The organism is Nocardioides sp. Soil796, from assembly GCF_001429525.1.
Taxonomy (GTDB): Bacteria; Actinomycetota; Actinomycetes; order Propionibacteriales; family Nocardioidaceae; genus Nocardioides.
The window spans coordinates 509,338-535,211 of record NZ_LMSQ01000019.1; the positions used below are offsets into that span (position 1 = coordinate 509,338).

The 25,874-nt window shown below is 70.0% G+C and carries 24 protein-coding genes and 1 tRNA gene; 10 read left to right on the top strand and 15 right to left on the bottom strand.

Going from position 1 to position 25,874, the window contains the following annotated elements:
* Window positions 1–192 precede the first annotated feature (192 nt).
* Both ASH02_RS19590 and ASH02_RS19595 read right to left on the bottom strand, forming a co-directional pair.
* On the bottom strand, window positions 193–711 hold the full coding sequence (locus tag ASH02_RS19590; protein ID WP_056682192.1) for a hypothetical protein: 519 nt from the start codon (window positions 709–711) through the stop codon (window positions 193–195).
* Between the two features lie 31 nt (window positions 712–742).
* Window positions 743–1,936: a trans-sulfuration enzyme family protein gene (locus ASH02_RS19595; protein ID WP_056682195.1), complete on the bottom strand. Its 1,194-nt coding sequence runs from the start codon at window positions 1,934–1,936 to the stop codon at window positions 743–745.
* A gap of 113 nt (window positions 1,937–2,049) precedes the next feature.
* Here ASH02_RS19595 and ASH02_RS19600 point away from each other — a divergent pair, with 113 nt between their 5' ends.
* Window positions 2,050–2,523 (top strand): Lrp/AsnC family transcriptional regulator, encoded by a 474-nt coding sequence (locus ASH02_RS19600; RefSeq protein ID WP_056682199.1) that lies wholly within the window; start codon window positions 2,050–2,052, stop codon window positions 2,521–2,523.
* Window positions 2,524–2,558: 35 nt separating this feature from the next.
* Here the strand turns inward: ASH02_RS19600 and ASH02_RS19605 are convergent, their stop codons facing one another.
* On the bottom strand, window positions 2,559–4,721 hold the full coding sequence (locus tag ASH02_RS19605; RefSeq protein WP_056682202.1) for a DEAD/DEAH box helicase: 2,163 nt from the start codon (window positions 4,719–4,721) through the stop codon (window positions 2,559–2,561).
* Between the two features lie 415 nt (window positions 4,722–5,136).
* Between ASH02_RS19605 and ASH02_RS19610 the strand changes: the two genes are divergently transcribed.
* Both ASH02_RS19610 and ASH02_RS19615 read left to right on the top strand, forming a co-directional pair.
* Window positions 5,137–6,894, top strand: a complete 1,758-nt coding sequence (locus tag ASH02_RS19610; RefSeq protein WP_056682206.1) for an FAD-dependent monooxygenase — start codon at window positions 5,137–5,139, stop codon at window positions 6,892–6,894.
* A gap of 80 nt (window positions 6,895–6,974) precedes the next feature.
* A complete protein-coding gene (locus tag ASH02_RS19615) occupies window positions 6,975–8,540 on the top strand; it encodes a peptide chain release factor 3 (RefSeq protein ID WP_082563828.1) in 1,566 nt (521 codons plus the stop codon).
* Here ASH02_RS19615 and ASH02_RS19620 read toward each other — a convergent pair.
* On the bottom strand, window positions 8,506–9,381 hold the full coding sequence (locus tag ASH02_RS19620; protein ID WP_056682212.1) for a CHAD domain-containing protein: 876 nt from the start codon (window positions 9,379–9,381) through the stop codon (window positions 8,506–8,508). The two genes, ASH02_RS19615 and ASH02_RS19620, sit on opposite strands and share 35 nt — an antisense overlap.
* Before the next feature lie 66 nt (window positions 9,382–9,447).
* Here ASH02_RS19620 and ASH02_RS19625 point away from each other — a divergent pair, with 66 nt between their 5' ends.
* From ASH02_RS19625 to ASH02_RS19635, 3 genes are all read left to right on the top strand, one after another.
* Window positions 9,448–10,344 carry a LysR substrate-binding domain-containing protein gene (locus ASH02_RS19625; protein WP_056682215.1) on the top strand — a complete coding sequence of 299 codons (897 nt, stop codon included), beginning with the start codon at window positions 9,448–9,450 and terminating at the stop codon, window positions 10,342–10,344.
* An 84-nt stretch (window positions 10,345–10,428) separates the two neighbouring features.
* Window positions 10,429–13,077: a pyruvate dehydrogenase (acetyl-transferring), homodimeric type gene (gene aceE, locus ASH02_RS19630; RefSeq protein WP_056682218.1), complete on the top strand. Its 2,649-nt coding sequence runs from the start codon at window positions 10,429–10,431 to the stop codon at window positions 13,075–13,077.
* 11 nt (window positions 13,078–13,088) lie between these two features.
* Window positions 13,089–14,357: a 2-oxo acid dehydrogenase subunit E2 gene (locus ASH02_RS19635; RefSeq protein WP_056682221.1), complete on the top strand. Its 1,269-nt coding sequence runs from the start codon at window positions 13,089–13,091 to the stop codon at window positions 14,355–14,357.
* 10 nt (window positions 14,358–14,367) lie between these two features.
* On the opposite strand, the gene ASH02_RS19640 is transcribed toward ASH02_RS19635, so the two are convergent.
* From ASH02_RS19640 to ASH02_RS19665, 6 genes are read right to left on the bottom strand one after another with little or no spacing between them, the layout of a single operon-like run.
* Window positions 14,368–15,738, bottom strand: coding sequence for a cryptochrome/photolyase family protein (locus tag ASH02_RS19640; protein WP_056682224.1), 1,371 nt, complete (start codon window positions 15,736–15,738; stop codon window positions 14,368–14,370).
* Window positions 15,735–16,004 carry a sigma factor gene (locus ASH02_RS19645; RefSeq protein ID WP_056682227.1) on the bottom strand — a complete coding sequence of 90 codons (270 nt, stop codon included), beginning with the start codon at window positions 16,002–16,004 and terminating at the stop codon, window positions 15,735–15,737. Before ASH02_RS19645 ends, ASH02_RS19640 begins: the two co-directional genes overlap by 4 nt.
* A complete protein-coding gene (locus ASH02_RS19650) occupies window positions 16,001–16,732 on the bottom strand; it encodes a CPBP family intramembrane glutamic endopeptidase (RefSeq protein ID WP_082563829.1) in 732 nt (243 codons plus the stop codon). The genes ASH02_RS19645 and ASH02_RS19650 overlap by 4 nt, the downstream gene beginning before the upstream one ends.
* A complete protein-coding gene (locus ASH02_RS19655; RefSeq protein ID WP_056682231.1) occupies window positions 16,729–17,622 on the bottom strand; it encodes an NAD(P)H-binding protein in 894 nt (297 codons plus the stop codon). Before ASH02_RS19655 ends, ASH02_RS19650 begins: the two co-directional genes overlap by 4 nt.
* A complete protein-coding gene (locus ASH02_RS19660) occupies window positions 17,615–18,487 on the bottom strand; it encodes an FHA domain-containing protein (RefSeq protein ID WP_056682233.1) in 873 nt (290 codons plus the stop codon). Before ASH02_RS19660 ends, ASH02_RS19655 begins: the two co-directional genes overlap by 8 nt.
* Before the next feature lies 1 nt (window position 18,488).
* Window positions 18,489–18,734, bottom strand: coding sequence for a hypothetical protein (locus tag ASH02_RS19665; RefSeq protein WP_056682237.1), 246 nt, complete (start codon window positions 18,732–18,734; stop codon window positions 18,489–18,491).
* 61 nt (window positions 18,735–18,795) lie between these two features.
* Here ASH02_RS19665 and ASH02_RS19670 point away from each other — a divergent pair, with 61 nt between their 5' ends.
* Complete coding sequence (locus tag ASH02_RS19670; RefSeq protein ID WP_162250968.1) at window positions 18,796–19,665, top strand: DICT sensory domain-containing protein; 870 nt, start codon at window positions 18,796–18,798, stop codon at window positions 19,663–19,665.
* A gap of 8 nt (window positions 19,666–19,673) precedes the next feature.
* On the opposite strand, the gene ASH02_RS19675 is transcribed toward ASH02_RS19670, so the two are convergent.
* A complete protein-coding gene (locus ASH02_RS19675) occupies window positions 19,674–20,309 on the bottom strand; it encodes an isochorismatase family protein (RefSeq protein ID WP_056682242.1) in 636 nt (211 codons plus the stop codon).
* A 127-nt stretch (window positions 20,310–20,436) separates the two neighbouring features.
* Here ASH02_RS19675 and ASH02_RS19680 point away from each other — a divergent pair, with 127 nt between their 5' ends.
* Window positions 20,437–20,886 (top strand): nuclear transport factor 2 family protein, encoded by a 450-nt coding sequence (locus ASH02_RS19680; protein ID WP_235530165.1) that lies wholly within the window; start codon window positions 20,437–20,439, stop codon window positions 20,884–20,886.
* Between the two features lie 10 nt (window positions 20,887–20,896).
* Window positions 20,897–22,594 carry an FAD-dependent oxidoreductase gene (locus tag ASH02_RS19685; RefSeq protein WP_082563831.1) on the top strand — a complete coding sequence of 566 codons (1,698 nt, stop codon included), beginning with the start codon at window positions 20,897–20,899 and terminating at the stop codon, window positions 22,592–22,594.
* Here the strand turns inward: ASH02_RS19685 and ASH02_RS19690 are convergent.
* Both ASH02_RS19690 and ASH02_RS19695 read right to left on the bottom strand, forming a co-directional pair.
* A complete protein-coding gene (locus ASH02_RS19690; protein ID WP_056682251.1) occupies window positions 22,566–22,883 on the bottom strand; it encodes a GNAT family N-acetyltransferase in 318 nt (105 codons plus the stop codon). The genes ASH02_RS19685 and ASH02_RS19690 overlap by 29 nt on opposite strands.
* A 90-nt stretch (window positions 22,884–22,973) precedes the next feature.
* Window positions 22,974–23,609 (bottom strand): isochorismatase family protein, encoded by a 636-nt coding sequence (locus ASH02_RS19695; RefSeq protein ID WP_056684956.1) that lies wholly within the window; start codon window positions 23,607–23,609, stop codon window positions 22,974–22,976.
* A 125-nt stretch (window positions 23,610–23,734) separates the two neighbouring features.
* Here ASH02_RS19695 and ASH02_RS19700 point away from each other — a divergent pair, with 125 nt between their 5' ends.
* Window positions 23,735–24,706 (top strand): GlxA family transcriptional regulator, encoded by a 972-nt coding sequence (locus ASH02_RS19700; RefSeq protein ID WP_056682265.1) that lies wholly within the window; start codon window positions 23,735–23,737, stop codon window positions 24,704–24,706.
* 100 nt (window positions 24,707–24,806) lie between these two features.
* Here the strand turns inward: ASH02_RS19700 and ASH02_RS19705 are convergent.
* A tRNA-Ala gene (locus tag ASH02_RS19705) sits at window positions 24,807–24,879 on the bottom strand.
* 67 nt (window positions 24,880–24,946) lie between these two features.
* A complete protein-coding gene (gene sepX / locus ASH02_RS19710; RefSeq protein WP_056682268.1) occupies window positions 24,947–25,786 on the bottom strand; it encodes a divisome protein SepX/GlpR in 840 nt (279 codons plus the stop codon).
* Window positions 25,787–25,874: the final 88 nt, after the last annotated feature.

A 25,874-nucleotide genomic window follows, 5' to 3' on the forward strand; every position in this document is an offset into this window, starting at 1 on the left:
GGTGGCCCGGCCAGGCGCGGTCGATCGTGGGTTGGCTTCGAGACAGGCGCTGGCGCGCCTTCCTCAACCAACGAAGCGGCAGCGCGGGCACCGCACACCACGAGAGCGCACCGCAGACCACGAGAGCGCAGCACGCCTTCCTCAGCCAACGATGAGCCTGGCGCGATCAGCTTGCGTCGAGGGCCAGCCGAGTCACGAGACGACAGCCGTGGCTTCACGCTGAAGCGAACCGACCGCGACGGCCGCGAACAGCACGAACCCGGCAGCGACGGCAGCCAGCGGTACGGCATCGTCGACGCCGGCCAACGAACTGGCCATGCCGGCCAGCGCGATCGCGATCAGCACCAGGCCCAGCCTCGCGAAGAGCGGAAGCCTGAACGCCTGGGCGAACGGCACGAAGTGCGTGCCGACCACGAGCACCACCCAGGCCGGTACGAGCTCGGCGTGGCCGAGCTGACGCAGCACGGCGGCTCCGGCCGGGATGGCCACCAGCTCGCCCAGCACGCAGGTCCAGTAGATGCGCAGTGCCGCGGGTGTGGGTGTCGGCGGCGCGGCCGGCGTACGCACCACCAGCCAGGCGACCAGCACCACGAAACAGGCCACTCCCACGACGCGCAGCGCCGTCGCGCCCGGCAGCTCTCCCGCGTTGGCGAGCACGAAGACCAGTCCCCCGCCGGCGCCGATGAGGCCGCCGATCTGTCGTCCGTTCATGCCGGCCAGTCAACAGGAGAGCAGCAGGGCGTCAGCCGGCGGTCAACGGCACGCGATCTCGGGAGGCGCTGAGACCGCGGTCGAGGTCCTCCATCAGGTCCTCGACGTCCTCGAGGCCGACCGAGATCCGCACGAGGTTCGCCGAGGGGCGGGCCTCCGGCGCGACCGGGCGGTGGGTCAGGGCAGCGGGGTGCTGCACCAACGAGTCGACCCCGCCGAGGGAGACCGCGTGGGTGAAGAGGCGCGTGCGCGTGGTCAGCGCCTCCGCCGCCGCGAACCCGTCGCGCAGGGTGAGGCCGACCATCGCACCCGGCCCCCACATCTGGGTCTGCAACAGGTCGCGCGAGTCTCCGTCGATCCCCGGGTAGTGGACGGTGTCCACGGCAGGGTGCTCGCCGAGCCACTGGGCGATGCGGGTCGCGCTGGCCTGCTGCGCCCGCATGCGGATCGGCAACGTGGTCAGGCCACGGTGCAGCAGATAGGCGCCGAGGGGATGCAGCAGACCGCCGGTCACGGCCCGCACCCGACGCAGCGCCGAAGCGGTCTCCTGGCCGCACGCGATCACACCGGCGGTGACGTCGCCGTGTCCGCCGAGGTACTTCGTCGCAGAGTGCAGTGACATCGCCGCACCCAGCGTGATCGGGTTCTGCAGGATCGGCGTGGCGAAGGTGTTGTCGACCAGCACCGGCACGACACCGGCCTGTGCCACGACGTGGCGAATGTCCACGAGATCCAGCGTCGGGTTCGCCGGGGTCTCCAGGATCACCAGCGCCGTGTCCGCACGGATCGCGGCCTCGACGCCCTCTTCGGTGCAGAAGTCCACCTCCACGCCGAGCAGCCCGGAGTCGAGCAGGTGGTCCGTGCCGCCGTACAAGGGTCGTACGGCGACCACGTGTCGCCGCTCGCCGAACGCCGTGGCCGACAGGATCGCGGCGGTCATCGCGGCCATGCCCGAGGCGAACGCCACCGACTCCTCCGCGTGCTCGAGCTGGGCCAGGGCCTTCTCGAAGCGACCGACCGTCGGGTTCCACAGCCGGGAGTACACATGGCCGCCCTCGGCCAGCGGGTGGCCGCCGGTGGCCATCGACTCGTAGGCCGCGCCCCCGGACTCGATGTCCGGCAACGGGTAGGTGGAGGAGAGATCGAGAGGCAGGGCGTGCACACCGAGGTCGGTGAGATCGTCACGACCGCAGTGGACAGCGAGGGAGTCAGGGCGCAGGGACATGCCCCCACGATGGTGGATTCAGCAGCCAGCCTCCATTGATTCTGTCGAATCAGCGAACTGAGCGCCTAGATTGGCCAGAAGGCTCAATCCACCCGCATCGGAGGGCAGCAGACTTGCCGAAAGCCCAAGGCGTCGGACTCGACGACACCGACCTCGAGATCCTGCGCGCGCTCTCCATCGATGCCCGCCTGACCAACAAGGCACTGGCGTCCCGGCTCGGGATCGCCGAGTCAACCTGCGCCTACCGGGTGCGCGCGCTGCGCGAGCGCGGCGTGATCCGCGGGACCAGCATCCAGCTCGACCTCGCCGCACTGGGCCGCCCGATCCAGGCGGTGATCAAGGTGCGCCTGGGCAGCCACAACCAGGCCCACGTGACCAAGCTGTACGCCGCACTCACCCGCGCGCCCGGCGTACTCCAGGCCTTTCACGTGGCCGGCGAGGACGACTTCCACCTGCACGTCGCCGTCGAGAGCGCCCAGGCATTGCGCGACCTGGTGCTCGAGCACGTGACCGTGCACCGGGTCGTCCGCCAGACGGAGACCCAGCTGGTCTTCGAGCTGCGCGAGGGCGCCGGCGTGCTGGGCTGATCAGCCCAGGCGCCCCAATCAGCCCAGCACCCCGATCAGCCCAGGCGCTCCAACTCGTCGGTGAGCAGGGCGACCAAGGCCTCGAGCTGCACGTCGGACGAGTCGGCGATCTCCTCGTCGGACCCGTCGAGCGCACGCGCAGCCAGTCCTGCCTTGCTGTCGATCAGCTCGGCGATCTTGGTGTCGAGGGTCTGCGAGGCGATGATCCGCCACGCGGTGACCGGCTCGGCCTGGCCGATGCGGTGGATCCGGTCGATCGCCTGGGTCTGCTCGGCGTCGGTCCACGACAGCTCGGCCAGCACCATGTTGGAGGCGACCTGGAGGTTCAACCCGACACCGGCCGCAGTCAGCGAGCACACCACGATCGCGACGTCGGGATCGTTGATGAACGCGTCGATGTTCTTCTGCCGCTCACGCGGAGTCTGGTCGCCACGGATCGAGGCGTAGCGGATGTCGCGCTTGGCGAAGGTCTCCTGCGCCACGTCCATCACGTCGATGTGCTTGGCGAAGAAGACCACCTTGCCGACGTTGCGGGCAAGCTGGGCGGCGTAGTCGGCGGCGAGACCAGCCTTGGCCTGGCCGATCCGGCGCATCATCGTGAAGACGTTCTCGCCCGAGCTGTTGTCGCTGTTGTCCTCGCGCTCCCACGTCGCGACGCGGCGTACGAGCTCGTGGTCGATGCCCTCGACGGTGACGCCGGACGTGCGGGTCTCGAGCGCGGTCTGGTAGCGCTTGAGCAGGCGCTTGGCCAGCTTGCGCTCGGAGTCGCGGATCGAGCGACCGAGGGCGTCGTCGAGCTCGACGGGCAGGTCGGCGACGCGGCGGGCCGGAATGTCGGAGGCGACGTCGACCTTGCGGCGACGCACGATGCCCTGGTCGATCACCGCCGCGCGGGCCGCGGCATAGAAGCCGGAGTCGACCGGCGAGAGACCGGTCTCCTCGAGGGCGGCCATCAGGCCGGGCCGCGGCTTCTTGTCGTCGATCCAGCCGAGGAACTGCCAGATCGCGCGGAAGTCCTCGATGTCGTTGATCAGCGGCGTGCCGGTCAGCGCCATCATCAGCGGTCGCGGCGTACGGGCCCGGATGCGGTCGGCAATCTCGAGCGCGTGCTGCGAGCGCTGTGACGACTTGTTCTTGATGAAGTGCGCCTCGTCGATGACCATGCCGCGGAAGCCGAAGTCACCGAGCCAGCCGACGTGCCGGTCGAGCACCTCGTAGTTCACGATCACGATGTCGGCGAAACCGTCGATCGTGTCGCCGTCACCGTGGATCACGGTGGTGGGGCGCTTCGGCGTCCAGATCTCGGCCTCGCGGGCCCAGTTGGTCTTCACGACCGACGGCACGACGACCAGCAGCGGATAGGCCTCGGCGGCCTGCGCGGCGAGCAACGCCTGCGCGGTCTTGCCCAGGCCCGGCTCGTCGGCGAGCAGGAAGGTGCGGTGGCCCTCGGCGGCAGCGGCGACGACCTCACCCTGGTGGTGCATGAGCTCCATGCCGCTGGCGGTCTTGAGCGTGCTCGGCTCCGGCAGGTCCATGCAGGACGAGGCGCCGCCGTACTCGAAGGACCGGAAGAGCGGGCCGAGCAGCTCCCACGACGCCAGGCGGTGCGTCTTCGGCGTCACGGGCGCCGGGGTGGAGAAGTCGGGAACGAGGAACGGGTTGGACAGTTGACGCGAGATCACGGACTGCGGCACGACACGGCGCTCTGTGTGCGCGCCGTTGGCCAGGGCCGGTTCCGGGGCCGCCACTTCCTCAGGGGGTACGTCGAGCCCGGCGGCCTCGAGCATCTCGCGCTTGAGGGCACGCGCCGCATCGGAGACCGAGGCCTCTTCGGTGAGCAGCTCGAGCAGTGAGGTGTCACGGGCCGTGGTCTTGGCGAGGATCGTGGCGATGCCGTCGAGGCGCTTGAGCTCGTCGGCTCGCTTGGCCTCGGTGGTCTCGGTGTCGGCCTTGATGCGGGCCCGCTCCTCACGCACCAGAAGCGCGACGACCTGGAACTTGGTGCGGTCAGGGCGCTGGACCGACCCCTTCTGCACCGCGATCTCGACCTCACGCACGGCGCGGGCGAGCACGGGGATGATCCCGTCGTTGTCGAGCGGTCGGTTGCGACGCTGGTTGTTGCGCTGGCCGCCGCGCTGGTTGCTGCGCTGTGCGGTCCGCGTGTCACCGGTCTGGCGGCGCTGGCCTCGTCTTGCCAAGAATTCTCTCCTCTGGAGGGCCCGGGTCAGGGCGTGGAGGCCGGCTGTCGAGCAGCGCTCGGACGGCGAACAGGCCGGGGCCTGACGATCAGGCCGAGACCACCCGAGTCGATCCCGGCGATCTGCAGCCGGGGCAGTCGTTCCTGCGGCGCGTGATTCGGCGGCGCTTGATTCGAACCAGCAGAACCGAGGGGTTGGAAAACCTGACCTCTACGGCGCCCATTCTACGCACCGATCAGCAGGAACGGTGCATCCGGTGTCGGCTGCTCGCTGCGCGGCGTCACCGATCCACCATTGATCAGTCGCTCATTCCATTATTTTCGAATATCTCTTGAATCTTCGCACGACGAATGTCATGCTCTGTGACAGGCATCACCGCCCCGCCCACCCACTTGATCGCCCGAGGAGAACCGCCATGACAGAGCTCAACGCCATCGAGACCGACGTACTGGTCATCGGGGCCGGGCCCGCCGGTCTGGCCATGGCCGGCCTGCTCGCCGAGCTCGGGATCGACACCGTCACCGTCACGAAGTACGGCGGCACCGCGCACTCGCCCCGCGCGCACATCACCAACCAGCGCACGATGGAGGTCTTCCGCGACCTCGGCATCGAGGACGACGTGCGCGAGGTCGCCACCCCCAACGAGCTGATGGGCAACAACGTCTGGTCGACCAGCTTCACCGACCCCGAGATCGCCCGGCTCCTGACCTGGGGCAGCGGCCCCGAACGACGCAGCGACTACGACCTGGCCAGCCCGAGCCAGATGTGCAACATCCCGCAGCACATCCTTGAGCCGGTCATGCTGCGCGGCGCGACCGGGCACGGCGCCGACGTCCGCTTCGACACCGAGCTCGTCGACCTGACCCAGGACGCGGACGGCGTGACCGCGACCGTGAAGGATCGTGGCACCGGCGAGCAGCAGACCATCCGGGCGAAGTACGCCGTGGGCGCCGATGGTGGCCGCTCGACCGTGGCCGAGCTGCTCGACTTCTCCATGGACGGCACGACCGGGCTCGGCGCCGCCGTGAACGTCTGGCTCGAGGCCGACCTGACGGCGTACACCGCGCACCGGCCCGGCACGCTCTACTGGATGTGCCAGCCGGGCAACGACTACTGGGTCGGCTCGGGCACCTGGATCTGCGTGAAGCCGTGGACCGAGTGGGTCATGCTCTACATGTACGACCCCGCCCAGGGCGAGCCGGACCTCTCCGAGGAAGCCGTGATCGCGCGGGCCCGCACCACCATCGGCGACCCGGACGTCGACATCAAGGTGAAGGCGATCAGCCAGTGGCAGATCAACCACGTCGTCGCCGAGACCTACCAGCAGGGTCGGGTCTTCCTCGCCGGTGACGCCGCACACCGACACCCGCCGGCGAACGGGCTGGGCACCAACACCTCGATCCAGGACTCCTTCAACCTCGCCTGGAAGCTGGCCTACGTGCTGCGCGGGCTGGCCGGCCCGGCACTGCTCGACACGTACGACGCGGAGCGCCAGCCGGTCGGCCGTCAGGTTGTCGACCGGGCGATGAAGAGCGTCGGCGACATGCTCCCGATCTCGCAGGCGCTCGGCTTCGCGCCCGGTCAGAGCAGCGACGACGGCTGGAAGGCACTGGACGACCTGTTCCTCCCCGGGCCCGACGGCGAGGTCCGCCGCAAGGCCCTCGACGAGGCGGTCGCCTTGCAGAACTACCAGTTCAACTGCCACGGCGTGGAGCTCGACCAGCACTACGAGTCCTCGGCCGTCGCCGACGACGACACTCCCTGGCCCACTCCGGACCGCGACCCCGAACTCTTCCACCACCCGACCACACACCCCGGCGCGCGACTGCCGCACGCCTGGCTCGAGCACGAGGGGCGCCAGGTCTCCACGCTCGACCTCGTGGGCCACGGCGCCTTCACCCTGCTCACCGGCATCGGCGGAGAGGCGTGGGCGGACGCCGCCGCAAAGGCAGCCACCGAGCTCGGCGTACCCCTCAATGTGCGCACGCTCGGCCACCACAGTGAGTACGACGACGTGCTGGGTCGCTGGGCCGAGCTGCGCGAGGTCGAGGACACCGGCTGCCTCCTGGTCCGCCCCGACCACCACGTCGCCTGGCGCTCCACGCGGCTGACCGACGACCCGCAGGGCGACCTCGTCGCCGTACTCCGTCGGACGCTCGCGTCCGACGCCTGAGCGACCGGCGCCCCGGCGCGAAGGAGTCCGGAGGTTCTCCGAATGCCGTGGGACGGCGCCGCGGCCGGTAGATTCGCGGCGTGTCAGACAAGCGCCCCCGCCGTACCTTCGCCGTCATCAGCCACCCCGACGCCGGCAAGTCCACGCTCACCGAAGCCCTCGCCCTGCATGCGCGGGTGATCACCGAGGCCGGCGCCGTCCACGGCAAGGGCGGTCGCCGCGCCACGGTCTCGGACTGGATGGACATGGAGAAGGCCCGCGGCATCTCGATCACGTCCGCGGCCCTCCAGTTCGTCTACCGCGACCACGTCATCAACCTCGTCGACACCCCCGGCCACAGCGACTTCTCCGAGGACACCTACCGGGTGCTCTCCGCGGTCGACTCGGCAGTGATGCTGGTCGACGCCGGAAAGGGCCTCGAGCCGCAGACCCTCAAGCTGTTCAAGGTGTGCGCGTTGCGCGGCATCCCGGTGATCACGGTCATCAACAAATGGGACCGTCCCGGGCTCTCCGCCCTCGAGCTGATGGACCTCATCGAGCAGCAGATCAAGCTGCGGCCCACGCCCCTGACCTGGCCGGTCGGCGAGGCGGGCGACTTCCGCGGCGTCCTGGACCGGCGTACGGGCGAGTTCGTGAAGTACACCCGTACGGCGGGTGGCGCCACGCGTGCCCCCGAGCGCCGGATGCCGCCGTCCGAGGTCGACGCGACGGACGCCGACGTCTGGACCGACGCCGTGGAGGAGCACGAGCTGCTCGCCGCGGACGACGCCGACCACGACCAGGACCGCTTCCTGGCCGGGGAGACCACACCGGTCATGTTCGCCTCCGCGCTGCAGAACTTCGGGGTGGCCCAGCTGCTCGACCTGCTGCTCGACCTCGCCCCCGCACCGCACGTCACCGCCGGGGTCGACGGCTCGTTGCGACAGGTCGACGACGACTTCAGTGCCTTCGTGTTCAAGGTGCAGTCGGGCATGAACGCCGCCCACCGCGACCGGCTCGCCTACGCGCGCATCGTGTCCGGCGCCTTCGACCGCGGCATGGTCGTGACGCATGCGACCACGGGCAAGCCGTTCGCGACGAAATACGCCCAGGCGGTCTTCGGGCGCGAGGTGTCGTCCATCGAGCACGCCTACCCGGGCGACATCGTCGGGTTCGTCAACGCCCAGTCGCTGCGCGTCGGCGACACGGTGTACGTCGGCGACCCGATCGAGTACCCGCCGGTGCCGACGTTCGCCCCCGAGCACTTCATGACCGCGACCGCCAAGGACATCGGCCGCTACAAGCAGTTCCGCCGGGGCATCGAGCAGCTGGACCAGGAAGGCGTCGTCCAGGTGCTGCGCTCGGACCTGCGCGGCGACCAGAGCCCGGTGCTCGCCGCGGTCGGCCCCATGCAGTTCGAGGTCGTGCAGGAACGCATGACCAACGAGTTCAACTCACCGATCCGGTTGTCGCGACTCGACTACCAGGTGGCTCGGCGCACCGACGCCGAGGGCGCGAAGGCCCTGGCCGGGGCACGGGGCTGCGAGGTGCTCCAGCGTTCCGACGGCACCTACCTGGCGATCTTCACCGACCAGTGGCGGGCCACCGCGACCGCCCGCGACAAGCCCGACGTCATGCTCGAGGCCTTGCCCGCCGGCGGAAGCTGACGCTCGGGCGCCGGGCCCGCAGCGAGTCGAGGGCCGGCCCGTACTGCTCGCGGGCTCGCTCGGCGCGGACCTGTTCGTGCACGAGCAGGCGCAGGAGGGCCAGTTCGGCGTCTCCGGCCAGCGTGGTCTCCGAGGCGAACTCCCGGAGGAGCTGCTGGCACCGCGCGCTGTCCTGGTGCTCACCCAGCGTCTTCTGCAGCCGCTTGGCCGCCGCCGCCAGATGGTCAGCCGGTGACCCGAAGACAGGTACGACGACCTCGGCCGCGTGGCGCAGCCGCTTGGTGGCCTTGCGCACCTCGTGCAGCAGCAGGTCGCGATCGGCGTCGGTGCGTGCACGACCCGCGGCCTTGGCGCGACGGGCGAGCCGCTTCCAGTCGCGGCGAACCCCCACTCCTAGGACGTCGTGGGCCGCGGCCTGCGCCTCCGGGGCCCACGGTGGCTCCTCGACCAAGGCGTCCAGGGCATCGAAGAGGTGGAGGCACGGCGGTGAGTCGAGCGCCTGTCTGACGTGTGCAATGCCTTCGTCGTGGCGCAGATCCAGGCGTGCCGCCAACTCCTGGGGTCCCAGCCCGGCCAACCGGTCACGCAACACCTCGGCGTCGCGCGCTTCGCCCAGCACTCCCGCAAGCCACTTCAGCTCGTCGCGCAGTGCCCGGGATGAGTCAGCCGTGAGCATCGGTCGGAACGTCGCGAGGGCACTGCGCAGACGCCTGGTGGTCACCCGCATCCTGTGCACGGCGTCCGGCTCGTCGGCCCGCACCGGGCCCCGGAGCTCACGAAGTTGCTGGACCTGTGTGCGGAGGTGGGGGTGCAGCACCTCGGCGGCCGAGAAGTGCCTCATGTCCGGAGGCTACTCGCGCCAGGTGTCCGGGAAGCCGTTCGATCCATGCACTGTCATCATGGGTGGATGGAGCTGGACACGATTCGCGCATTCCTGGCCGTGGCTGACGGCAGCACCGTGACCGAGACCGCCGAGCAGCTCCATCGCACGCAACCCGCGGTGTCCCGGGCGCTGGCCCGGCTCGAGCGCGAGGTGGGCACCCCGCTGCTGCAACGCGTCGGGCGCGGCCTGACGCTGACGCCGGCCGGCCGTGAGCTGGCCGGGCACGCCCGGGACACCCTCGACGCCTACGAGCGGGGCATGCGATCGGTGCAGGACATCACCGCACCGGACGGCGGCTTCGTCCCCCTCGCCTTCCTGCACACCCTGGGGACCTGGCTCGTCCCCGAGCTGATCCGTGGCTTCCGCGCCGAACGCCCGAACGTGCGGTTCGACCTGCGCCAGCACGGGGACGCGGGCCTGATCGACGACCTGCTCAACGGTGTCGTCGACCTCGCCATCACCGGTGATCGACCGCAGCTGAAGCAGCTCGAGAGCCGCCAGCTGTTCCAGGAGCCCCTGCGCCTCGTGGTGCCACCCGACCACCGACTCGCCTCTCGACGTACGGCGCGGCTCGGCGACGTCGCGCACGAGGAGTTCATCGTGCTGAAACGGGGATTCAGCCTGCGCTCGGTCACCGAGGACCTGTGCGCGCAGGTCGGGTTCACGCCACAGATCGGCTTCGAGGGCGAGGAGGTCGAGACCCTCCGGGGGCTGGTCTCGGCGGGCCTCGGAGTCGCCCTGCTGCCCGAGTCGCGCAGCGGCGCCGCGCCCATCGCGCCCTCCCTGCGCATCACCGACGTGCGCGCCTCACGAGAGATCGGTCTTGCCTGGGTCCGCGACCGCCACCTGCCGCCGGCGTCCGCGCAGTTCCGGGACCACGCGCTCCGCACCAGCTCGAAGATCCATGTGTCTGACGCATGAATTGATGTCCAACTAGGCATTAGACGCATTCCAGAACTGCCTTGAGGATGGTGGTGCACATCTCCATCGACCTGAGGACACGGGATGACAGACATCGACCCCGCCGAGACACAGGAATGGCGCGACGCACTCGCCGCCGTCCTGGAGTTCGAGGGCGAGGCGCGCAGCGAGTTCCTCCTGGACCAGGTCCTGGAGGAGGCGCAGCGCCTCGGCTCACGGGTGCCGTTCGTGGCCACGACGCCGTACGTCAACACCGTCGCGGCGAGTGACGAGCCGACCCACCCGGGCGACCGCGAGATCGAGCACAGCATCCGGTCCGTGATCCGCTGGAACGCGCTCGCGATGGTGCTCCGCGCCAACAAGGAGTCGACCGAGCTCGGCGGCCACCTCTCCAGCTTCCAGTCCGCCGCAACCCTCTACGACGTGGGCTTCCAGCACTTCTGGCACGCCGCGTCCGACGACCACGGCGGCGACCTGGTCTACGTCCAGGGCCACCTCTCCCCCGGCATCTACGCCCGTGCGTTCCTGGAGGGCCGGCTCACGGAGGCCCAGCTCGACAACTTCCGCCAGGAGACCGGCGGCGCCGGGCTCTCGTCGTACCCCCACCCGTGGCTGATGCCCGACTTCTGGCAGTTCCCCACCGTCTCCATGGGGCTGGGCCCGCTGATGGCGATCTACCAGGCACGCTTCCTGAAGTACCTGCACGCCCGCGGCCTGGCCGACACCGCCGACCGCAAGGTCTGGGCCTTCCTCGGGGACGGCGAGACCGACGAGCCCGAGTCGCTCGGCGCGATCTCCATGGCCGCCCGGGAGAAGCTCGACAACCTGGTCTTCGTGGTCAACTGCAACCTGCAGCGGCTCGACGGCCCGGTCCGCGGCAACGGCAAGATCATCCAGGAGCTCGAAGGCGTCTTCCGCGGCGCCGGGTGGAACGTCGTCAAGGTCATCTGGGGCTCGGGCTGGGACCAGCTCCTCGCCAAGGACACCACCGGTGCCCTCAAGCGACGGATGATGGAGTGCGTCGACGGCGAGTACCAGACGTTCAAGTCCAAGGACGGCGCCTACGTCCGCGAGCACTTCTTCGGTGCCGACCCCGAGCTCGCCCGGATGGTCGCGGACTGGACCGACGACGAGATCTGGCGCCTGACCCGCGGCGGGCACGACCCGCAGAAGGTGTACGCCGCCTACGCCGCCGCCAACGCCCACACCGGCTCTCCGACCGTGGTGCTGGCCAAGACGGTGAAGGGCTACGGCCTCGGCTCCGCCGGTGAGGGTCAGAACATCACGCACCAGGCGAAGAAGGTCGCCGAGCCCGCACTGCGCGCCTTCCGCGACCGCTTCTCGATCCCCGTCCCGGACGAGCAGCTCCCCGACCTCCCCTACGTCTCCTTCGAGGAAGGCTCCGTCGAGCACAAGTACCTGCACGCGCGCCGGCAGGAGCTCGGCGGCTATCTCCCCGAGCGGCGCCGCACCTCGACACCTCTGGAGGTCCCGGGTGTCGAGGCGTTCGCCGCCCAGACCGCCGGTTCGAAGGGCCGCGCGATCTCGACCACCATGGCCTTCGTCCAGGTGCTCACCAAGCTGCTGCGCGACAAGAACGTCGGCAACCGGGTCGTCCCGATCGTCCCCGACGAGGCACGCACCTTCGGCATGGAAGGCCTGTTCCGCCAGGTCGGGATCTTCTCGCAGGCCGGCCAGCTCTACACACCCGAGGACGCCGAGCAGCTGATGTTCTACAAGGAGGACATCAGCGGCCAGATCCTCCAGGAGGGCATCAACGAGGCCGGCGCCATGTCGTCGTGGATCGCCGCAGCGACGTCGTACTCCAGCAACGACACCCCGATGATCCCGTTCTACATCTACTACTCGATGTTCGGGTTCCAGCGCATCGGCGACCTCGCGTGGGCGGCCGGCGACATGCGCGCCCGCGGCTTCCTGCTCGGCGGGACCGCCGGGCGCACGACGCTCAACGGCGAGGGCCTGCAGCACGAGGACGGCCACAGCCACCTTCAGGCCGCGATGATCCCGAACTGCGTGGCCTACGACCCGACGTACGCGTTCGAGCTGGCGGTCATCGTCGCCGACGGGCTGCGGCGGATGTACGCCGAGCAGGAGGACGTCTTCTACTACCTCACGCTGATGAACGAGAACTACGAGCACCCGGCGATGCCCGAGGGTGTCACCGACGGGATCCTCAAGGGCCTCTACCGCCTGCAGCCCGGCAAGGGCCGCGGTGCCGCGAAGGTGAACCTCCTCGGTTCGGGCACCATCCTGCGCGAGGTGCTCGCCGCCGCCGACCTGCTGGCAGTCGACTTCAAGATCAAGGCCGACGTGTGGAGCGCACCCAGCTTCACCGAGCTGCGTCGCGACGGCCTGGCCACCGAGCGGTGGAACACCCTCCACCCGCTCGAGGAGCCGCGCATGTCGTACGTCGAGCAGTGCCTGGGAGACCGCAAGACCCCCGTGGTGGCGGCGACCGACTACATGAAGTCCTTCGCCGACCAGATCGCGCGCTTCGTCCCCGGCAGCTACACCGCACTGGGCACCGACGGGTTCGGCCGGTCCGACTACCGCCGCAACCTGCGCAGCCACTTCGAGGTGGACCGCCACCACATCACCGTCGCCGCACTCAGCAGCCTGGCAGCCGAAGGCATCGTCAGCAGGGACCTCGTCGCCCAGGCGATCGAGAAGTACGGCATCGACCCCAACCGGCCCGACCCGGCCCACGCGTGAGGACAGCAACGATGGAGATCAAGGTTCCCGACATCGGTGACTTCACCGACGTACCCGTCATCGAGCTCCTGGTCAGCCCCGGAGACGTCGTCCAGGCCGAGGACCCGCTCGTCACCCTGGAGACCGACAAGGCCACGATGGAGATCCCTTCCCCGGTCGCCGGCACGATCGTGTCGCTGTCGGTCAAGGTCGACGACCTGGTCAGCCGGGGCAGCGTGATCGCGATCGCCGAGACCGCCGAGGCCGGCCCGGAGACGGTCGAGACCCCCGAGACCCCCGAGGCCCCCGAGGCCGTCGAGACTCCCGAGCCCGTCGAGGTCCCCGAGACACCCACTCCGGCTGCCGTGCCCGCGCCGGTGGAACCCGCGCCGGCCGCGGACTCCGAGACCAGCGGCACCCTCCGTGCCACTCCCCTCGTACGCCGACTCGCCCGTGAGCTCACGGTCGACCTCGCGACTGTCACCGGCAGTGGCCCCGGACGCCGCGTGACGAAGCAGGACCTGCTCACCCACTACGAGCGCTCACTCGCGCCCTCGGCGGCGGGCTCGAGCGGCATCCCCGCCGTTCCGGAGGTCGACTTCTCGAAGTTCGGCCCGATCCGCACCGTGCCGCTCTCGCGGATCAAGAAGCTCTCGGGGCCCCACCTGCACCGCTCCTGGCTCAACGTCCCGCACGTCACCCACTCGGACGAGGCCGACATCACCGACCTCGACGCCTACCGCCGCGAGCTCGACGACACCGCGCGTGCCGAGGGATACCGCGTCACGCTCCTCAGCTTCCTGCTCAAGGCGGTGGCCGCGAGCCTGCGGAAGTTCCCGGAGGTCAACAGCTCGCTGGCCGGCGACGAGCTCGTGCTGAAGGACTACGTCCACATCGGTGTCGCGGTCGACACCCCTGACGGCCTCGTGGTGCCCGTCGTACGCGACGTGGACCGCAAGGGGGCGCTGGAGCTCAGCCGCGAGCTCGGGGACCTGTCCGCCCGGGCCCGGGAGGGCAAGCTCACCGCCGCCGACATGCAGGGCGCGACCTTCACGATCAGCAGCCTCGGTGGCATCGGCGGCACCGCCTTCACGCCCATCGTCAACGCCCCCGAGGTCGCCATCCTCGGCGTCGTGCGCTCGAAGATGGCGCCGGTCTGGGACGGCGAGGCCTTCGTGCCCCGACTGATGCTGCCACTGTGCCTGTCCTACGACCACCGTGTCATCGACGGCGCCCTGGCGGCCCGCTTCACCGCCCACCTCACGCAGCTCACTGCCGACGTGCGCCGCCTCGCGCTGTGAGTGGCTGCGCTCAACGGTCCCGGGCCTCGAGGAACCGGCGCCGACCCTCGGCCAGGTCGACGATCGGCTCCGGGTAGTCCAGCCGCGACCGGACCTCGTCGGGCAGCCTCCACGGCCGATGGACCGCACCGCCCTCGACGTCGGCGAGCTCCGGAACGTAGTGGCGCACGTAGTCGCCGTCCGGGTCGTGGCGGTCGGCCTGGGTCAGCGGGTTGAGCACCCGGTTGGGACGGCTGTCTGTTCCGGTGCCGGCCACCCACTGCCAGTTCAGCTGGTTGTTGGAGACCTCACCGTCCACGAGGTGGTGCAGGAAGTGCCGGGCACCTTCTCGCCAGTCGAGGTAGAGCGTCTTGGTCAGGAAGCTGCCCACGAGCAGTCGGGCCCGGTTGTGCATCCAGCCCTCTTCGCGCAGCTGCCGCATCGCCGCGTCGATGATGGGGAATCCGGTGCGCCCTTCCTGCCAGGCGCGCAGGTCGTCGGCGTCCTGGCGCCATCGGTCGCCGCGGTCGCGGTAGTCCGTGTGAGCGGCGTCGGGGCGGGCCGCCAGGACCTGCAGGTGGAAGTCGCGCCACGCCAGCTGGCGCACGAAAGCCTGCGCTCCCTGCGACCGTCCGGCGTTCGCCACCAGCTCGACCGGCGACACACAGCCGAAGTGCAGGTACGGCGACAGACGCGAGGTGGCATCGCCGGGAAGGTCGTCGTGCCGGTCCTCGTAGTCGGTGACCGACGAGTCCAGCCACGCACTCATCCGCCGACGCCCCGCCGTCTCACCGCCCACGGGCAGGTGACGGGCCAGCGAGTCGCCGGGGGAGAGCGTGTCGGCGGTCGGAATCCGTCCCCGCCGTACTCGTGGCGAGACGAGTCGGGGGCCCTGGCCCAGCACCGGACGAAGGGGCCGATCCGACCAGCGGCGGTGGTACGGCGTGAACACCGCGAAGTGATCGCTCTTGTCGGGGGTGACGACGCCGGGCGGTGACACCGTCAGGGTCTCGTCGTGCACGACCACGTCCACGGCGCTGCCGTCGACCGCGTTCCTCAGGCGCTCCAGGCGACGCTGTGCGTGCCGGCTCCAGTCGCCCGAGAGATGGACGCTGCTCGCACCGACCTCCCGCGCGAGCGCGGCGACTTCGTCGGCGGGGTCTCCGCGCCGTACGACCAGGCCGTCGGAACCACACCCCCGCAGCGACTCGTCCAGGTCGGACAGGGAGTCGGTCAGGAACGCCGCGCGGTTGGGAGCGAGGTACGTCGACCCGGCGATCGCATCGTCGAACACGAACAGCGGAAGCACGTGGTCGGCCTGGTCCGCGGCGGCCTGCAGTGTCGGGTTGTCGTGCACCCTCAGGTCGCGGGTGAAGAGCACGATGGCCGTTCGTGTCGTCATGGTCTCTCCTCATGGGTCTGTCGGGCCGACGACTGCACCAGGGACAACAACCAGGTGAGCGCCCGCTCGCGGGTCGGGTCGAATCGGGATGCGGACCGCCAGGCCGCGGCGTAGGCACCGAGCAGGAGGCTCTCGGCGCGTTCGACGTCCCCGGCCAGGCACCGGGCGAGCAGGTACGCCGGCGTGCACGTGGCGTCGTAGAACTCCGCGAAGGCGGCCCGGTCCGCGGAGCCCGCGCGGACGAGCAGGTCGCAGGTGGGCGTCATGACCGAGGCGCTCCTCCGGCCCGGCGGAACAGCGGCGGAAGGAACCGCACCATCAGGGCCGACCAGGCGACATGGGTCAGCGCGGATGCCTGCAGCCCGCCGGTGGCCCGGCGTTGCAGGCCGAACAGGGCGCCCATCACGCCCGCGGCCAGCACCAGCGCAGGGTTGCGGGTGCTGGCGGTCACGACGGAGTAGACCGCGGTGGACACGATGACCGGGTGGCTGTTGCTGGCCGAGTAGAGCGCACCGCGGAAGAAGACCTCTTCGGCGAGCCCGTTGGCCAGCGTGGTCGCCAGCACCAGCCCCTCCTGCCCTTCTTCGGCGAAGAGCAGCACCCGGGACACCGCACGGTCGAGCAAGGGGATGCGCCGGCTCACCAGGGTGGCGGCGTAGAAAAGGCAGAATGCGCCCGCGCCGGTCGCCACCGGAGTGACCAGCGGACGCCGGAGCCGGGTGTCCTGGCCCTCTATCCAGCCGAGGTGCAGGGGGCCGGAGAGGAGCCCGCCCGCGGTCCAGACCCCGGCCAGGCTGAGCGTCTCGACGTAGAACTCACGCGAGCCGGGCTTCGTCGAGAGTGAGCGTCCGAGCAGGGCACTCCCCACGACGAGGGTGCCGCCGACCACCCGTCTCCGTCGACGGCGCATCGCCGGGGTCTCTTCGTGGGTCTTCGGTACGACGTACGCGAGGTTCCGGGGCAGGCGGCCACGCAGTCGCTGCCATCGACTCATCGAGCGTCCCTCCGCTCGGCCAGGGCCCGCCGCACCGCCTGGTCGTACCCCAGCAGGTCACGCGGCACGAGCTCACGGATGCGGTGGTCCTGCACCACGACCTCGTTGGTCATCGAGTCGATCAGGTTGCGCCCGGCGGTGGTGTCCACATCGGTGACCAGCGTCAACCACAACGCGGAGAGTGCGGGGCTGAGCAGCGGGACGGGCAGGATCACCAGCGGCCGACCACGGATCGTCGCCACCCGACGCATCATGTCGGCGTAGCGGAGCACCTCCGGGCCCCCGATCTCGTAGGTCTCCCCGGCTGTCTCGGGGAGCTCCAGCACACCGACGAGATACCCGACCACGTCATCGACGGCAATCGGTTGGGTGCGCGTGGACACCCAACGTGGGGTGACCATCAGCGGCAGGTGGTCGACCAGCTGCCTGGTCATCTCCCACGAGAGGCCGCCGTGTCCGACCACGATGCCGGCCCGCAGGACCGTGACGGGAACCCCCGACTCACCGAGCAGGGACTCGACCTGGCGGCGACTGCGGAGATGCGCCGACAGGTCGTCGCCGTCGCTCCCCAGGCCGCCGAGGTAGACGATGCGACCGACACCGGCATCGGCACACGCCTTGCCGAACGCCCGCGCGGCCTCCGCGTCGAGTCGTTCGAAGTCGTCGGAGCCGAGGGAGTGCACCAGGTAGTAGGCGGCTGAGCAGCCGGCCAGGGCGTCGTGGAGGGAGGGCGCGTCGTGCACGTCGCCGGCGACCGGCTCACCCGCACCGTCGTACGCGTCCGGGCGGCGCGTCATCGCCCGGACCTCCACTCCCGTGGCGACCAGCGCGTCGACGAGCCGGCGTCCGACGAAGCCGGTCGCCCCGGCGACGAGGACCGGCTCAGTCATCGGGTCCCCTGTTGAGGACGTGGCGCGGCGGCTGGGGTCGCTGGTGCCCGAGCTCACCGCCGATGCGGCCGCCGTAGGGCCGGCCGTGGTCGGCGTACTCCTCGCGGGTGAAGACCAGCGTCCAGGCGCCGACCTGCAGGCGAGAGCCGGTCCGCAGGCGCTGGCGCTGCACGCGTGCGCCGTTGACCCGTACGTCGTCGGCGTGGGCGACGACGACGAACTCGTCCTCGTCGTCGTGCAGGACCTCGGCATGCAACGCGTGCAGCCCGTCGAGCCGGATGTCGCACTCGTCGCTGCCGCCGATGCTCGTGAGGGGCCCCCGGAGCCGGTGGTTCCGGCGCCTGCCCAAGGGGGCCCGGTCGTCGTTGCTGACCAGCACCAGACGGGGCTGCCCGCCCTTGGCCGGGTCGTGCGTGATCGTGACGCGCCGACGCGGCGGCCTCATGAACGTGGGGGCGATGGGCAGCAGGGTCCGGGGCGGCACGAGATCGCGGACGGGGAGCACGCCCTCTCCGTCGCCGGCAGCGAGCCGCGCCCGCCCGGGTGCGACCAGGCCCCGAACACTCCCGATGCGGATGTGCCGGGAACCGGTGAGGCGACGGTGCCACCACGGGACCCGCACCGCACCGAGGCTCAGCAGGATCCTGCTGCCCCGGGTCACGTCGATGACCAGGCCGCGCTTCGCCAGTCCGGCGGCGAGCGAGGCGAGCCCGACGGCGTCCGCCCGGGTGGCGAACGCCTCGGGATGATCGACCTCGAGACGGAGCCTGCTGCCCTCTCCGTGCAGTCGACCGTGCACCGTGCGCCCACCGGGCCGTTCGATCGTGAAGCCGAGGTCTGCCGCGATCTTCAGCCGGGTGGGCATGTCACGCCGATCGGAGGGACGCGTTGTCGTCGGTGGTCACCCGAAGCGTGCCGTTGAGCCGCCAGGTCGCCCGCGGGGCGTTGCTGCCGGTGTCGCGCGGGATCTCGACCAGCATGTCCTGGAACTCGTAGTTGATCGCGGCCTCGCGACCGGTGAGGAACGACCACATCCTCATGCCGAGGTCGGTCCAGTCGACCTCCTGGTCAGTGTTCTCGTCAGACCGTTGGGGGCGTTCGCTGGAGCTCATGATTACCTTCCCCATTCCTACACAGGTTCCTAAACACGTTGTTTAGGTTTATGCTCCAATGGTGCGCACAGGGAATGAGGAATTGCAAGACCTGCCGACCGGCTCCCTCACCATCGGGGAGCTGGCCCGACAGACGGGCCTCAGCCCCGCAACCCTGCGCATGTGGGAGGTCCGACACGGCTTCCCCACCGCCCGGAGACTGGCCAGCGGGCACCGGCGCTACGACCCCGGAACGGTCGAACGCGTGCGGGCGGTGCTGAACCGCCAGTCGGCCGGGGTCCGGCTCGAGGCCGCGATCGCCGACGTCGGAGAGCTGCCGAGAACCCCGTCGGTGCACGCCACCCTGCGGGCCTCACATCCGCAGCTGACGACGCAGGTCCTGCGCAAGTCCACCCTGGTGGCGCTCTCCCACGCGATCGAGGACGAGCAGCTCGCCCGCGCCGACCATCCCGTGCTCTTCGGCTCCTTCCAGCGCGAGGCGCACCTGCGCAGCTCCCTGGCACGGTGGGAGGACCTGGCCCGGACGGCCCGGGCGACGTTCGCCTTCGCGGCGGGTCCGATCAGCGACCTCGACGGGGGTCGGATCGCCCACGTCCCCCTCACCGAAGACGCGCCGATGTGTCGCGAGTGGGCGCTGATCTGTGACGGCACCGCCCTGCCGGTGGCACTCTCCGCCTGGGAGCTCCCCGGCCAGGATGAGGTCGACGAGGGGAGCCGCAGGTTCGAGGCGATGTGGACGCTCGACCCCGTCGCAGTGCGCACCGCGGCACGCACCTGCGCCCGCCTCGCCGCAGACGCGGGAGTTCAGCCGGCCACGACGCTGGTCGACGAGCTGGCCGCTCCACCCCGCACCGACCACGGGGACCTGTCGGCCGCCAGCCGACTCTTCTCACGCATCGTGGCCTACATCGAGCAGGCCGCCCACCACTGAGGCTCCGGTCAGGCGAGACCGCGCCGCTGGCGCTCGGGGAAGTACCACCGCATCACCTGGCGCAGGTTGTCAGAGTCTGGCCGGGCCCAGTTGCGCATCAGCTCCGAGCCGAACGAGATCGCCGTCACCGGGTGCGCGCCGGCCGAGATCATCCGGTCGAACGCACGCTCGTGCGAGACGCGACTGACACCGCCCACCGCATCGGCGACCGGGTACACGTCGTAGCCCTCGGCCAGCATGTCGAGGGTCGGGAAGGTCAGGCACACCTCCGTCCAGAGCCCTGCGATCACCACCTTGCGGCGACCGGTGACCTCGATCGCCGCACGGAAGTCGGGATCCTCCCAGGCGTTCACACCGGTCCGGTCGAGCTCACTCACCCCCGGCAGCTCGTCGAGGATCACCTGACTGGTGCCCTGGTTCACGCCGAGGTCGACGCCGACGGTCGAGAGCACGACCGGGACGTCGTACAGCCGGGCCAGGCGAGCAAGTGCGACCACGTTGAGGTCGATCTCGTCCTTGGTCGTGGAGGTGATCGTGGAGTACTGCTCGGGCTGGTAGTCGATCAACACCACCACACAGTTCTGCGGCGTGAGCAGGTGGTCGGCACCAGGGTCCCGGATCGGTTCGGCTTCGGTCTTCGTCATGCGCCCCAAAGTAACACGCTCGCATATTCCCTTATTTTCGAATATTTCTTGTTTGTGCGCACATCGAGTGCTACAACTGTGACCACGTTCACAGCCCAGCCCCCCTCCACCTCACGAAGGACAGACCATGCCCGAGACCACCAGCACGCCGATGACCCGCGACGACCGCAAGGCCGTGGCGGTGAGCTACTTCAAGCTCATGGACGCCGGGGAGTCGTTCCTCCACCTGTTCGACGAGAGCGCCTACGTCTACTTCCCCAAGCACGCAGCGGCCCGCGGGATCAAGGAGGTCGAGCAGCTCTTCGCCGACCTGTGGCCGATGTTCGCAGCCATCGTGCACGACAACGCCTACTTCAACTACGTCATCGAGAACGACATGGTCGTCGCCGAGGGCATGACGCACGGCGAGCTGGCCGACGGCAGCACCTGGCGCGGGGGTGTGGGCCTCGGGGGTCGCTTCTGCAACGTCTTCGAGATCCGCGACGGCAAGATCCAGCGACTGCACATCCACCTCGATCCCGACTACGTCGACGCCGACACCGCCCGCTACCCGTGGCTCGCCGCAGCCCAGGCCTGAGGGAGGCGTCGTGACGACCACGCAGACACCGAACCCGATCCCGCGCGAGTCCGCCCGCCCCACCGACCGCCTGGACTTCGACACGGTCACCGACGTGGTGGTCGTGGGTGGCGGGGGCGCGGGCCTGCCCACCGCCCTGTTCACCCGATGGGGCGGCGCCGAGGTGATCGTCCTCGAGAAGGCCGAGCAGGTCGGCGGCACCGCGCTCAAGGCGGCCTACTGGTACTGGGTGCCCGACAACGAGCCGATGCGCGCCGCTGGGCTGCACGACGACGAGACCGACTATCTGCGGTTCGTCGCCCGGCTCTCCTACCCCGCACGCTACGACGCCGGCAGCCCGACCTTCGGCCTGACCGACCTGGAGCTCCGCGGCCTGCGCGCCATCCACGAGAGCGCCTCTCCGGCGGCCGAACTGCTCAACGAACGCGGCGCCCTGCCCTACCGGCACGTGCCCGACGTCCCCGACTACCACTCCGAGCTGCCCGAGGACGTCGCCAACCGGGGACGCGTCCTGATCCACCGTGATGCCGCCGAGACCATGCACGACGGCGGCCGGGTCACCACGCGGAGCCTGGCCGAGGCCGCGGAGCGCGACGGTGTCGACATCCGCCTCCGTCATCGCGTCCAGCGTGCCGTCGTGCACGAGGGTCGCGTGGTCGGCGTCGAGGCCACGACCGCTGACGGCACGCCGGTCCGCATCGGCGCCCGCAAGGCGGTCGTCTTCACGAGCGGCGGCTTCACCCACGACGACGAGCTGCGTCGCAACCACCTGGCCCATCCGGTCTTCCCGGGGTGCGCCGCTCCGACGAACGAGGGCGACTTCCTCCGCATCGCCATGCCTCTGGGAGCACAGCCGCGCAACATGAATGCGGCGTGGATGTGCCCGCTGCCCCTGGAGAAGACCGTGGCCCGGCGTCCCGACCTCTCCGGGACGTTCACCATGGTCGGCGACTCGATGGTCATCGTGAACAAGGAGGGACGGCGCTTCGTCAACGAGAAGCTGCAGTACCACGAGATCGCTCAGAGCTTCTTCCGCTGGGACGGCGAGGCCGCGGAGTACCCGAACCTCGTCTCGGTGTGCGTGTGGGACCAGCGCACCGCCGAGACCGCCGGCAACGATCGGTTCGGAAGTGTCATCCCCGCGCCGGGATCGGAGGACACCGCCCACGTGATCGTGGGCGAGACGCTGGCGGACCTGGCCGAGCAGATCCGGCTCCGCTTCGAGAAGTACGCCGCCCACACCGGTGGCGCCCGCGTGGCCGACGACTTCCTGCCCACCCTGCGCAACACCCTCGAGACGTTCAACGCCGCTGCACACGCGGGCGAGGACGCCGAGTTCCACCGTGGCGAGCGCCCCATCCAGCACGTCTTCAACGGCGCGGTGCCCGACGACGACCACGGCGCGAACCCCACCATGTTCCCGATCAGCGACACCGGGCCCTACTACGCGACCCTGCTGACCGGCGGCACGCTCGACACCAAGGGCGGCCCTCAGGTGGACGAGGACGCGCGGGTCCTCGACGACTCCGGGGAGCCGATCCCCGGCCTGTACGGCGTCGGCAACTGCGTCGCGTCGTTCTCGGGCGGCTCCTACTGGGCCGGGGGCGCGACGCTCGGCCCGATCATCGCGTTCAGCTACCGTGCCGCCGCGTCGATCACCGGCTCGGTCGCCGACTCGGTCACTGGCGAGGCTGCGGCCAGTCGGTGATGTCGTCGTACTCCGGGTGGCGCTTGATCCACCCGGCGACGTACGGGCAGTGGGGGATGATCCGCTTGCCACGGGTCCGTACGTCGGCCAGGGCCGCAGAGACCAGCCGCGAGGCCAGGCCCTGGCCGCTGAACGCGTCGTCGATCTCGGTGTGCACGAAGTCGACATGCCCTTCGTCGGGCAGGCGGTACTGGGCGAACCCCGCGCGCACCTCCCCGACGTGGATCTCGTAGCGGTGCTTCTCGGGTGCGTCGTGGACGGTGATGTCCTGGTCGGTCGTCTCGGTCATCTCGGCCTCTCGTAGTCGGAGCTCAATCCTTGCCTCCATCCTCGTGGCTGTCACGCACCGAGGTCGAGGCGGCCGCCGAACCATCCAGGGCTAGGCCGAGAAGGCTGCGCGTCCCTGCACGGCCGACGTACCCAGATTGCTCTTGGGCAGGGGCGCACCGCTCTCGACGGCGGCGAGCCAGGCGTCGGTGGTGGCGACCGCGGCGAAATTGGAGTGCAGCAGGGTCAGCAGGGTCTCGTGGAGCCGCCGGGCCTCGACCTTGCCCTGCTCGTTGGCCAGGTGGATCGCACCCGTGGCGTCGGACAGCAGCTCCACCGAGAGACCCAGCTCCTCGGCCGCCACCGCGGTGGCGACGTCGCAGTTGTTGGTCATGAAGCCCACGACGGTGATGCTGTCCACGCCCTGCTCGGCCAGCCAGGATGCGACGTCGGTGCCGGCGAAGACGCTGGCGCAGCTCTTCGTCACCCGCTTCCACGACGCGGTGGCGCGCTTCTCGATCTCCGGGTGCAGCTGCCAGCTCGGGGAGCCCACGGCGAAGACGGGAGCACCCTCGGGGAGCTGGTGCTGGACCGCGACCACGGGCAGGCCCTGCTGCTCCGCGGCATCGATCGCGCGCACGATGTTGGCCAGCGACTCCTCACGCGGCGGGTACTGGATCTGCAGGATCCCCTCGAAGTACTCCTGCTGGACGTCGACGAGGATCAGCGCTCTGCGTGGTGCGGTCATCTCAACCTTCTCCTGGTTCCTCGGGTGCGTGAGCAGACGGCTCTGCTCGTGCACCCATCGTGTGTCTCGATGGTGCGCTACCGTGAGTGGCACAACTGACACACTTCGATGAGATTGGGCCAACCATGCGGATCGCCGTTCACGCCTTCGAAGGCATCACCATGTTTCACCTCGCCGCACCACTGCTCGTGTTCGGCGAGGTCACCCGCGCCGGCCTCGCCGACGACTGGACCACGACCGTGTGGACCGAGGACGGGACGGCGATCCGCACCGCCGAGGGGATCCTGATCGACGACGTCGCCGGGCCCTCCGCGATCGATGCCGACCTCCTCGTCTTCCCGTCGTGGCCGACCGACCTTCCCCCTGCCGACGAGCACCTCACCGACCGCATCCGAGCGGCGCATCGACACGGTGCCCGCGTCGCCGGCCTGTGCCTGGGCGCCTTCCCCGTGGCCGAGAGTGGCATCCTCGACGGCCGAGGTGCCTCGACCCACTGGAGCGCCGCCGCCAAGCTGGCCCGGCGGTTCCCCGCGATCGAGGTCAACGCCTCAGCGCTCTACCTCGACCACGGCGACGTCCTCACCTCCGCCGGCACCGCGTCGGCCATCGACGCCTGCCTGCACATCGTGCGCACCCACCTCGGCTCCACTGCCGCCGCCACCGTCGCCCGACACCTCGTCGTCGCACCCCACCGCGAGGGCGGTCAGGCCCAGTACGTCGAGCGACCGATCCCCGAGCCCGGAGGGGTGGGCCACCTGAGCCCCACCCTCGACTGGGCCCTGGCCCACCTCGACCAGGACCTCACCGTCGACACCCTGGCTGCCCACGCCCGGATGAGCCGGCGCAACTTCACCCGTCGCTTCAGCGAAGTCACCGGCACCACCCCCGCCACCTGGGTCCTGGCCCGACGCCTCGACGAGTCCCGACGACTCCTCGAGAGCACCACGTGGCCCATCGACCGCATCGCCCGCACCAGCGGGTTCCGCAGCGTCGTGACCTTCCGCCAGAACTTCACCGCGGCGTACTCCACCACACCGACGTCCTACCGTCAGCGGTTCGCGGATCCGCTCGGCCCGACGAAGGAGGTGCTGACGTAGGTCGCCACCGGGCTGCTTTCGGTGGCACGTGGTCGGCCACGGGAAAGACGAAAACCGCTCCTCCCGGCATCTCTGCAGGCGAGGAGCGGTTCTCAATCTGTGGAGCTGAGGGGATTCGAACCCCTGACCTTCTCATTGCGAACGAGACGCGCTACCAACTGCGCCACAGCCCCATCGCGTCGACGTACTCACGCGAGGAAAAAAGATATCACCAGCGTCCGGACGGTTCCGAATTGGGGATCAGGAGTTGACGGCCACCTTGCCGTCGCCCTGGTCGCGGTCGTCCCGCTCGGCCTTGTCCGCGGCGTCGGCCTCGCGGGCGATCGCAGCGTCCTCGTCGGTGCGACCCGAGGTCCAGGCCCCGGGCTCGCTCAGATTGATGGTGCGGACCGTGCGGCGTACGGCGGCGGGCTTGTTGACGTACGTCGGCAGGGTGACGGGCACCGGGTCCCAGAGCTCGGGGTCGATCGCGTTGATCGTGGCGGTCTCGGCCGAGGGTGCGACCTCGTCGAAGCCCTGGTCGTTGCGGTCCACGTCGTAGTCGGCCGGAAGGTCGTCGGCGTCGTCCTCGAGTGCCGCGTCCTCGACGGGCGCGTGCCCGAGGAGTACGGCGTCGGCAGCGATCTCGGACCGCACCATCAGGCGGCACAGCACGAGCCAGACCACCATCAGGCCGGCCGGTGCGGACTGCCACACCCAGCCGACCACACCGGCGGTGGCGACCGCGGCAACCGCGACGTTGAGGAAGAGCAGGATGCTGAACACGCGGCGACGGCGCGCGGTGGCCACCCGGGTGGCCTCGCGACGGGCGCGGATCTGGGCGGGCGTGGCACCCGGAGTCGACGCCGCCGCACCCTTGACCGTCACCTCGGTGGCGTTGTCGGAGCGGCCGGGCTGGACGACCAGGCGTGCGCTGGAGCCGGTGACCGGCTCGCGGCGGGCCAGCACCCGCATCGTGTTCGAGAATCGCTCGACCGAGCGACTTCGCGACACCTCGTCGTGGTGTCGCAGGGCCTTGGGCAGCAGGTAGGCCGCCCAGGCAACGGCGAGGGCGACGAAGATGATTCCGGACAGTTCCACGCCTCAGAGGTTATGAGCCTTAGCGAACTGTGAGGCGGATGTCCATAGGTGTGTCGCAAAACAACTGGTGTGACGTGTGTGATTGGCC